This window comes from Saccharopolyspora sp. NPDC047091 (genome assembly GCF_040643635.1).
GTDB lineage: Bacteria > Actinomycetota > Actinomycetes > Mycobacteriales > Pseudonocardiaceae > Saccharopolyspora_C.
Window position 1 is genome coordinate 1 of sequence record NZ_JBEYUS010000128.1, and the last position, 7,303, is coordinate 7,303.

Annotated in this window: 12 protein-coding genes and 1 tRNA gene; 10 read left to right on the forward strand and 3 right to left on the reverse strand. The window is 70.6% G+C overall.

The window, feature by feature from the left end:
* Nucleotides 1-375: 375 nt before the first annotated feature.
* Together ABZ805_RS28790 and ABZ805_RS28795 are read right to left on the reverse strand one after the other, a co-directional pair.
* Entirely contained in the window at nucleotides 376-612 is a 237-nt protein-coding gene (locus tag ABZ805_RS28790) for a hypothetical protein (RefSeq protein ID WP_358446936.1), read from the reverse strand.
* 20 nt (nucleotides 613-632) lie between these two features.
* Nucleotides 633-992, reverse strand: a complete 360-nt coding sequence (locus ABZ805_RS28795) for a hypothetical protein (RefSeq protein WP_358446939.1) — start codon at nucleotides 990-992, stop codon at nucleotides 633-635.
* A 189-nt stretch (nucleotides 993-1,181) separates the two neighbouring features.
* Between ABZ805_RS28795 and ABZ805_RS28800 the strand changes: the two genes are divergently transcribed.
* From ABZ805_RS28800 to ABZ805_RS28840, 9 genes are all read left to right on the forward strand, one after another.
* Nucleotides 1,182-2,045: a helix-turn-helix transcriptional regulator gene (locus ABZ805_RS28800; protein WP_358446942.1), complete on the forward strand. Its 864-nt coding sequence runs from the start codon at nucleotides 1,182-1,184 to the stop codon at nucleotides 2,043-2,045.
* Nucleotides 2,046-2,059: 14 nt separating this feature from the next.
* A complete protein-coding gene (locus ABZ805_RS28805; protein ID WP_358446945.1) occupies nucleotides 2,060-2,269 on the forward strand; it encodes a DUF397 domain-containing protein in 210 nt (69 codons plus the stop codon).
* Nucleotides 2,270-2,442: 173 nt separating this feature from the next.
* Complete coding sequence (locus ABZ805_RS28810; RefSeq protein WP_358446948.1) at nucleotides 2,443-2,643, forward strand: DUF397 domain-containing protein; 201 nt, start codon at nucleotides 2,443-2,445, stop codon at nucleotides 2,641-2,643.
* A 49-nt stretch (nucleotides 2,644-2,692) separates the two neighbouring features.
* The gene (locus ABZ805_RS28815) at nucleotides 2,693-2,911 is read left to right on the forward strand and encodes a DUF397 domain-containing protein (RefSeq protein WP_358446951.1); all 219 of its coding nucleotides are present in this window, start codon (nucleotides 2,693-2,695) and stop codon (nucleotides 2,909-2,911) included.
* A 55-nt stretch (nucleotides 2,912-2,966) separates the two neighbouring features.
* Nucleotides 2,967-3,176: a DUF397 domain-containing protein gene (locus ABZ805_RS28820; protein ID WP_358446954.1), complete on the forward strand. Its 210-nt coding sequence runs from the start codon at nucleotides 2,967-2,969 to the stop codon at nucleotides 3,174-3,176.
* Between the two features lie 23 nt (nucleotides 3,177-3,199).
* Nucleotides 3,200-3,442 carry a DUF397 domain-containing protein gene (locus ABZ805_RS28825; RefSeq protein ID WP_358446957.1) on the forward strand — a complete coding sequence of 81 codons (243 nt, stop codon included), beginning with the start codon at nucleotides 3,200-3,202 and terminating at the stop codon, nucleotides 3,440-3,442.
* Nucleotides 3,443-3,499: 57 nt separating this feature from the next.
* Complete coding sequence (locus ABZ805_RS28830; RefSeq protein ID WP_358446960.1) at nucleotides 3,500-3,883, forward strand: VOC family protein; 384 nt, start codon at nucleotides 3,500-3,502, stop codon at nucleotides 3,881-3,883.
* Nucleotides 3,884-3,964: 81 nt separating this feature from the next.
* Entirely contained in the window at nucleotides 3,965-4,900 is a 936-nt protein-coding gene (locus ABZ805_RS28835) for an alpha/beta hydrolase (protein ID WP_358446963.1), read from the forward strand.
* A 144-nt stretch (nucleotides 4,901-5,044) separates the two neighbouring features.
* Nucleotides 5,045-5,133, forward strand: a tRNA-Ser gene (locus ABZ805_RS28840).
* A gap of 273 nt (nucleotides 5,134-5,406) precedes the next feature.
* Here ABZ805_RS28840 and ABZ805_RS28845 read toward each other — a convergent pair.
* Complete coding sequence (locus tag ABZ805_RS28845; protein ID WP_358446966.1) at nucleotides 5,407-6,432, reverse strand: hypothetical protein; 1,026 nt, start codon at nucleotides 6,430-6,432, stop codon at nucleotides 5,407-5,409.
* Nucleotides 6,433-6,530: 98 nt separating this feature from the next.
* On the opposite strand from ABZ805_RS28845, the gene ABZ805_RS28850 reads away from it, so the two are divergent.
* Nucleotides 6,531-7,151, forward strand: a complete 621-nt coding sequence (locus tag ABZ805_RS28850) for a helix-turn-helix domain-containing protein (protein WP_358446968.1) — start codon at nucleotides 6,531-6,533, stop codon at nucleotides 7,149-7,151.
* Nucleotides 7,152-7,303 lie beyond the last annotated feature (152 nt).

Genomic DNA, 7,303 nt, shown 5'->3' on the forward strand with positions numbered 1-7,303 from the left:
CAAGACAAAAAACTATTTTGATGGGTGTTTTATTGTTTTACTTCTGCTCATCTCAATAACATCCCCCCCCCGGGGGGGGGGGCCCGGGGCGGGGGCCCCCCCCCCCCCCCCCGGCCCGGACGACCCGGCGCCGTCGGGGCGGATCACGCCGGGCCCGCTCCCGCGAGGGGGGCGGCTTTTCGCTGCTCAGCGGCCGGCCGCCCGCAGCGGTCGTGCCGAGCCGCCGTTCTCAGCGGCTCGTGCCGAGCCGCCGCTCTCAGCTGGTCGGGCTGAGCCGCCGTTCTCAGCTGGTCGTGCCGAGCCGCCGCTCTCAGCGGCCGTGCTGAGCTGCCACTCTCAGCCGCCGCTCTCAGCCACCCCTCCCAGCGACCGTTCTCAGCCGCCGTTCGCAGCGGCCCTCCGCAGCCGGTCCTGCTCGGCGCGGAGCCAGCGCCGCGCCTCGACGCGCAGGTCGCGGTCGTCGACCCAGTCGCGACCGACCCGCACGGTGTCCACGAGCGCCTCGTCGCCGTGCGAGCCGCGCACGTCCCCGCGGTGCACCGTGATCACCCCGGATCCGCGCCCCCAGCGGAACGTGTGGCCACCGCCCGCCGGCTCGAAGCACCAGGTCATCGGCAGGAACGGTTTCGACCTCACGACCGCAGGCCGAAGATCCAGCCGACTTCGCGGCAGCGCAGCGGGGCCGTCGGCGCGCCGGGGGTGCCGTGCGCGGGCAGGGCGAGCAGGTCGGCGACGACGTCGGCGACGCTCCCCCGCCGGTGCCAGATCGCGTGCGGCACCGGGTCTTCGAGGTCGTCCACCCGGAAGCGGGCGGCCAACGCGTCCTGCTCGGCGCGGACCAGGTAGACGTCCATCGCGCCCGCGCGAACCCGGAAGCCCTGCACGGCGTCGATCTCCGCGAGCGACGGCAGGTACCGGAACCGGAACCCGGCGCGCACGGTCGCCGCGATCACCCCCAGGTGCGACCCGAACCGAGCCTCCATGACGTTCATCGGCCACCTCCTGGTCCACGACTTCGCGGTTGGTGATCACGAGAGTCGAAGACGGGAAGCAGTGCCGTCAACGTTTCTCACACGAAAGCTTTCGCGCATCATCCGTTCGACTGGCCCAGAGACGATCCCTCCTGGCCTCGTAGGGTTTCGCCTGATGATCGACGTAGGCACGCCACGAGGAGGCAGCCGATGCCCGACGAGTTCAAGGCGAACGTGCGGCTGCGCCGAATCGGCCGCGAACTCCGGAAGTGGCGCACGCGAGCAGGCCACAAGAACGCCGAAGCCGCCAAGCTGCTGAAGTGGTCACCGGCCAAGATCAGCAAGATCGAGAACGCCGCGCAGCCCATCCAGGGCGTCGACGTCATCGCACTGGGTCTCGTCTACGACATCCCGGAAGACGAGCGCAACGCCCTGTTCCAAGCCACTTTGAACGCCAAGGAAACGGGCTGGTGGCACGACTACGGCACGGACGTGCTGTTCAGCGCCGCGCAGGACTTCATCGAGCTCGAATCCGAAGCCACCACCGAACGCGCCTTCATCGCGGACCTGGTGCCGGGCATCCTCCAGACCGAGGACTACGCCGTGGCTCTCGCCGCCCCAGGGCTACCGCGCACGGACCTGCGCACGATGAAGCGTCGGGCAGAGGTCCGCGCACTACGGCAAAGCCGGTTGACGTCGGACAACCCGTTGCGCGTCGACGCCATCATCTGGGAACCCGCACTGCGCCAAGCCGTCGGAGGCGCAGCGGTCACCTCCGAGCAGATCAGGCGTCTGATCGAACTCACCGGACACGAAAACGTCGATGTCCGCGTACTCCCCGCCGGATCCGGCGCTTATCCAGGGATGGGGTGCTCGTTCACGATCCTCGGGTTCGCGGAGACGCACTTCGATGACGTCGTCTACGTGGACACGCTGAGCAAGAGCCTCTATGTGGAGGAATCCGACGAGGTCGAGCTCTATACCATGACATTCGGAGCTCTTCTGGAAAGCGCACTCGATCAGGAACGATCCGTCACCCTGATGGAGGCAATCGCAGACGGCTTCAGCAACTGACGCAAGGAGCCTTCATGATCGACCTCGATCTGACCTCAGCGATGTGGCGGAAGTCCAGCTACAGCACCGGAAACGGCGGCATCTGCGTCGAAGTCGCCACCGTCCGCGCGGGCACCGGCATCCGGGACTCCAAGCTCGGGGCTGCGAGCCCAGTCCTCGCGTTCGGGCACGACGCGTTCGCGCGGTTCCTCGACGCGATCAAGGGCGGGCGGCTCGGCCGGTAACCGTCCAGGTGGTCAACGACAGTTGATCAACGTTCCTACGCCCGCCGTGCTGCGACGCCCACTGCAGTCACGTCTGGGCGCGGCTCACCAGCGCCGCGCTCGATCCGGTTCGATCTCGCGAGTACCTGCTTCGTGAAGCGGATACCTACCTGTAGTCGAAGGGGAACCTGCCGATGGATGCGGTCACGTTCGTGAACTGGCGAAAGTCCTCGCGGAGCTCGGGAAATCCGCAGCAGTGCGTCGAAGTCGGCTCGGCTCCGGCACTGCGCGGCATCCGGGACTCCAAGCTCGGCGCGGCGAGCCCGGTCCTCGCGTTCGGCCACGGCGCGTTCGACGACTTCCTCGACGCGGTCAAGGGCGGACGGTTCGGGTGACCCCCGTCCGGATCTAGACCGCGCGGCTCGAACGCCGGTAAACACGAGCATGGACGTCGACGAGCCGACACACGACCACGCACCGGAAGCCTGGCGGAAGTCCAGCTACAGCAGTGGAAACCACAACTGCGTCGAAGTCGCCATCGGGAACGCGGGCATCGGCGTCCGGGATTCCAAGCTCGGCGCGACCAGCCCCGTTCTCGCGTTCGGGCACGGCGCGTTCGCGGACTTCCTCGCCGCGATCAAGGACGGATGGTTCCGCGCGTAGCCGTCCGAGCCGTAGCACGTTTCGCACGTCCGGGCACGATCCCAGGAGCGACGGCATGGAGTACGACGACTTCAGACCTGTTCGGTGGCGGAAGTCCAGCTACAGCAACGGAAGCGGCGGCGTTTGCGTCGAAGTCGCCACCGTCGCCGCGGGCACCGGCATCCGGGACTCCAAGCTCGGCGCGAGCGGCCCGGTCCTCGCCTTCGAACACCGCTCGTTCGCCGGGTTCATCGCTGCGGTCAAGGACGGGCGGTTCGGCCGGTGACCCGTCCGGAGCCAGACCGCGCGATGCGGGTGCTGGTACGCACGACCGCGAGCATCGATAGGTCGACACACGGCTTCGACGCGGACGCCTGGCGGAAGTCCAGCCGCAGCAGCGGGAACGACAACTGCGTCGAAGTCGCCATCGGGAACTCAGGCACCGTCGTCCGGGACTCCAAGTTCGGGGCCGCGAGCCCCGTGCTGGCGTTCGGGCACGGCGCGTTCGCGCGGTTCCTCGGCGCGGTCAAGGGCGGGCGGTTCGGGCGGTAACGGTCCGCGTGGTCAACGCGCTCAACGGGACGAGCACACCGACCCGAGGAGCCGACCATGCGCATGATCTTCGTGAACCTGCCGGTCGAGGACGTCCGGAAGTCGCGGACGTTCTTCACCGAGCTGGGGTTCGAGTTCAACGACGAGTACTCCGACGAGCGGACCGCGTGCCTGGTCCTGGAGCAGAACATCTTCGCGATGCTGCTGGAGCACGACCGGTTCCGGGAGTTCATCAACGGCGGGATCGCCGACCCGGCCACCACCGAAGTCCTCAACTGCATCACCGTCGACACCCGCGAGGAGGTCGACGCCCTCGTCGCGAAGGCCGTCGCGGCCGGTGGCGAGGCGTGGAAGCCGAGCTCCGAGATGGGGCCGATGTACGGCGGCAGCTTCCGCGACCTCGACGGGCACGTGTGGGAGCTGGTGCACCTCGGCGGCTGATCGGTGCGCTGCGAGCGGAATCCGACCGCGCCCCGGTGATCCGCGGCTAGGGTCGAACCCAGCCGTCGGACGGAGGAAGCGATGCCGCTAGAAGTGGATCCCGAGCTGAGGCCCGTGCTGGACGCGTACCTCGCGAACCGGCCCGCGCCCGAGGCGCCCGGGGACGCGCTCGCGATCCGGCGCAGCATCGCGACGACGATGGCCGCCGTGCCGACCGAGCTGCCTGCCGGGGTCAGCGGCACCGAGCGCACCGCGATCGGCTTCGACGGCGCGGAGATCGGGCTCTGGTGGCTCACCGCGGACGGCGCGCCACCCGGTTCGGCGGTGGTGTGGTTGCACGGCGGCGGGATGGTGTTCGGCGATGCGCGGCCGTGCCTGCCGAATGCGGCCGGGCTCGTCGCGGCCACCGGGGTTCCGGTGCTGGTCGTGGACTACCGGTGCGCGCCCGAACATCCGCACCCCGCGCCCGTCGAGGACGCCTGCACCGGCCTGACCTGGCTGCACGAGCACGCGGCCGAGCTCGGCGTCGACCCGGCGCGCATCGCGATCATGGGCGAGAGCGCGGGAGGTGGCCTCGCCGCCGGGGCCGCGCTGCTGGCGCGGGAACGCGGCACGCGCCTCGCCCGGCAGATCCTGATCTACGCGATGCTCGACGACCGCACCACCGAACCCGATCCGGAGCTGGCGGAACTCGCGACCTGGTCCTACGCGCGGAACGCGACCGGCTGGGGCGCGCTGCTCGGCGACCTCGCGGGCGGCCCGGACGTGCCCGCCGCCGCGGCGCCCGCCCGCGCCACCGACCTGAGGGACCTCCCACCGGCGTACGTGGAGGTCGGGGACCTCGACATCTTCCGGGACGAGAACATCGACTACGCGCGCAGGCTGTCGCTCGCCGGAGTCCCGGTGGAGCTGCACGTGCGCCCCGGCTGCCCGCACGCGTTCGAAGGCGCCGCGCCCGAATCCGACGTGGCGATCCGCGCCCGCCACGACCGCGCCCGGGTGCTCCGCTCCCTCTGACGCCCCCAGGTGAATGGCCCATTCGCCCCGCGCGAGCGGGCCGGTGGGCCGTTCACCTGGGGGGCCGGCGGCGCTCGCCGGAGCGACCGGCGCGGAGGGGACCCCGGCGCGGGCTGATCATCGTCCTCCCGTACACTTCCGCGTGGAGGATTGGCCGAGCGGCCTAAGGCGCACGATTGGAAATCGTGTTGGGTTAATAGCCCTCACGGGTTCGAATCCCGTATCCTCCGCCAGCCAGAAGGCCGGGCATCCGATCGGGTGCCCGGCCTTCTGCTCTTCCGGGTTCCGGAGCATTCCGTCCCGGGGCCACCGCCCCGCGGAGTGCTCGAACCGCCCTGGCCGGACGGCTAGGCGGAGTCGCCCAGCTCCTGCACTTCACCCTTGGACGCGTCCCGCTGCGGTTGTCCCATGACTCCCCCCTTCGTCACCCAGTGCCCACAGCGTACTCACCTTGAGTGACACCCAGAAGTGCTCGCCGAAAGTTCTCGGCCCGACGGCGGCGCCCGTCACCCCCGGTACCGCCGAGCCACCGCCGAGAAAGCGGCCTTCGGCTCCCACTCCATGTCCGGATAGGTCCGCCCCCGGCGACCTTCGAGGAGCTTGACGATGCCCAGGCCCGCCCGGTCCAAGTCGTCCCGCGGATCGCCGTCCGGGCGGTGCGGATAGCCGGGCAGGGCGAACAGGAACACGAACGCGCTGTCCACGCCCTCCGCTTCGAAGATCTCCAGCAGTTCGTCCAGGTACGCGGCCTGACCGTCCTCGTCGCGCTCGTGCGATCCGGTCAGCCGCACCGGCTGCCGGGTCACCGGGTCGTGCTCGACCACCTCCAGCACCCGTCCCCCGCGGTCCCCCGCACCTCGGTAGGCGGCGGTGCCGAACCCGGTGACGGCGAGCGGCTTCGGCCCCCGGGCCAGGCTGCGCACCGCCTCCCGGAAGCCGTCGGCGATCTCCGCGGAGCGGAGCAGCTCGAACGTCGCGAAGTCGAAGGGAGCCCAGTCGACCTGCTCGAACTGGATGGCGGCGTAGGTGAGCCGTCCCGGGAAGTGCTCGCGGACCGCGGCGGCGGCCTCGCGCAGGAACGCGTTGACGCGCACGCCGAGCTCGCGCATCGCCACGGCCCGCTGCTCGGGCCCGCGCAGCAGCCCCGCGACCCGTTCCTCGGGGGTCTCGCCGGGCAGGAACCCGCGGTTCATCACGCTGAGCTCGACCCCGGCGACGAACACGACCTCGGCCCCCTGCCGCCGGAGCCGTTCCGCTCGTGCGGCGCAGTCGCGGAACAGCGCGAGGATCCGCTCCGGTTCCAGTTCCAGCGGATAGGGCGAGAACCAGACCTCCAGGCCCAGCTCGGCGGCGGCCTCCGCGGCCAGTTCGAGCCGCCGCGGATCGCCGCCGATGATCTGGACGGCGTTGCAGTGCAGGTCGTCGCGGATGATGCCGAGCTCGCGCCGGACCACCGCGGGGTCGAAGCGCTCGCGGGACGTCCGGCCGTGCACGACGAATCCGGTGTCGTAGGTCATTCCCCTTGCTCGCATGGCGGTCCCTCCGTCGGTCTCCGGACAGCGCAAGGATGCCGAGAAAAGTGCGTGCGCGCAACTTTGCGTGCGCGCACCTCCACGGGGATACTGGCGCGGTGACGACGACACCGGGATTGCGGGAGCGGAAGAAGCAGGCCACCCGCGAAGCGCTGCGCGCAGCGGCCCTGCGGCTGGCCGTCGAGCACGGCCCGGATCAGGTGCGGGTCGAGGACATCGCCGAAGCGGCCGGGGTCTCGCCGCGCACCTACAACAACTACTTCGCCAGCCGCGAGCAGGCGATCGCCTCCGCCGTGACCGCGGACCGGGAATCGCGGATCGCCGCGGCGGTCGTGGACCGGCCGGCCGGAGTGCGGTTGGCCGACGCCGTCACCGACGCGGTGGTCCAGCAGTGCGCGGGCACCGGCGAGCACGACCGCGACGCGCTGCTGCTGATCACCACCCGGCCCGCGCTGCGCGGCGCGTTCCTCGGCGCCACCACCGACATCGAACGCCCGCTCGCGGCGGCGATCGCCGAACGCTCCCCCGGCACCGAAGCGCTCACCGCCCGCGTGCTCGCGGCGAGCGTCGCCGCCGCGGTCCGCATCGCCCTGGAGAACTGGCTCCAGCCGGCCGGGAGCGCCGACGGCCTGGTCGTCCCCACCGGTTCGCTCCCCGACCGCCTCCGCGCCGCCCTGGCCCCCCTCACCCCGGCCCTCGACGCAGCCGAGCGCCCTTGACCAAGGCCGGTCTTCCTGTCAGCGGCGAAGCCGCTGAGCGGCGACCACCAGAGCAAGCCGACCACCCGCGGGTTCTCAGCGGTTCCCTCGCGAGGACAGCTTTTTCCCTCGTGGCGGAGCCACTCGGGAAAAAGATCCCGCAGCGAGGGAAC

Coding starts and splice junctions, on each gene's coding strand:
- ABZ805_RS28790 (WP_358446936.1), bottom strand. CDS start 612: ATGACCTGGTGCTTCGAGCCGGCGGGCGGTGGCCACACGTTCCGCTGG.
- ABZ805_RS28795 (WP_358446939.1), bottom strand. CDS start 992: ATGAACGTCATGGAGGCTCGGTTCGGGTCGCACCTGGGGGTGATCGCG.
- ABZ805_RS28800 (WP_358446942.1), top strand. CDS start 1,182: ATGCCCGACGAGTTCAAGGCGAACGTGCGGCTGCGCCGAATCGGCCGC.
- ABZ805_RS28805 (WP_358446945.1), top strand. CDS start 2,060: ATGATCGACCTCGATCTGACCTCAGCGATGTGGCGGAAGTCCAGCTAC.
- ABZ805_RS28810 (WP_358446948.1), top strand. CDS start 2,443: ATGGATGCGGTCACGTTCGTGAACTGGCGAAAGTCCTCGCGGAGCTCG.
- ABZ805_RS28815 (WP_358446951.1), top strand. CDS start 2,693: ATGGACGTCGACGAGCCGACACACGACCACGCACCGGAAGCCTGGCGG.
- ABZ805_RS28820 (WP_358446954.1), top strand. CDS start 2,967: ATGGAGTACGACGACTTCAGACCTGTTCGGTGGCGGAAGTCCAGCTAC.
- ABZ805_RS28825 (WP_358446957.1), top strand. CDS start 3,200: ATGCGGGTGCTGGTACGCACGACCGCGAGCATCGATAGGTCGACACAC.
- ABZ805_RS28830 (WP_358446960.1), top strand. CDS start 3,500: ATGCGCATGATCTTCGTGAACCTGCCGGTCGAGGACGTCCGGAAGTCG.
- ABZ805_RS28835 (WP_358446963.1), top strand. CDS start 3,965: ATGCCGCTAGAAGTGGATCCCGAGCTGAGGCCCGTGCTGGACGCGTAC.
- ABZ805_RS28845 (WP_358446966.1), bottom strand. CDS start 6,432: ATGCGAGCAAGGGGAATGACCTACGACACCGGATTCGTCGTGCACGGC.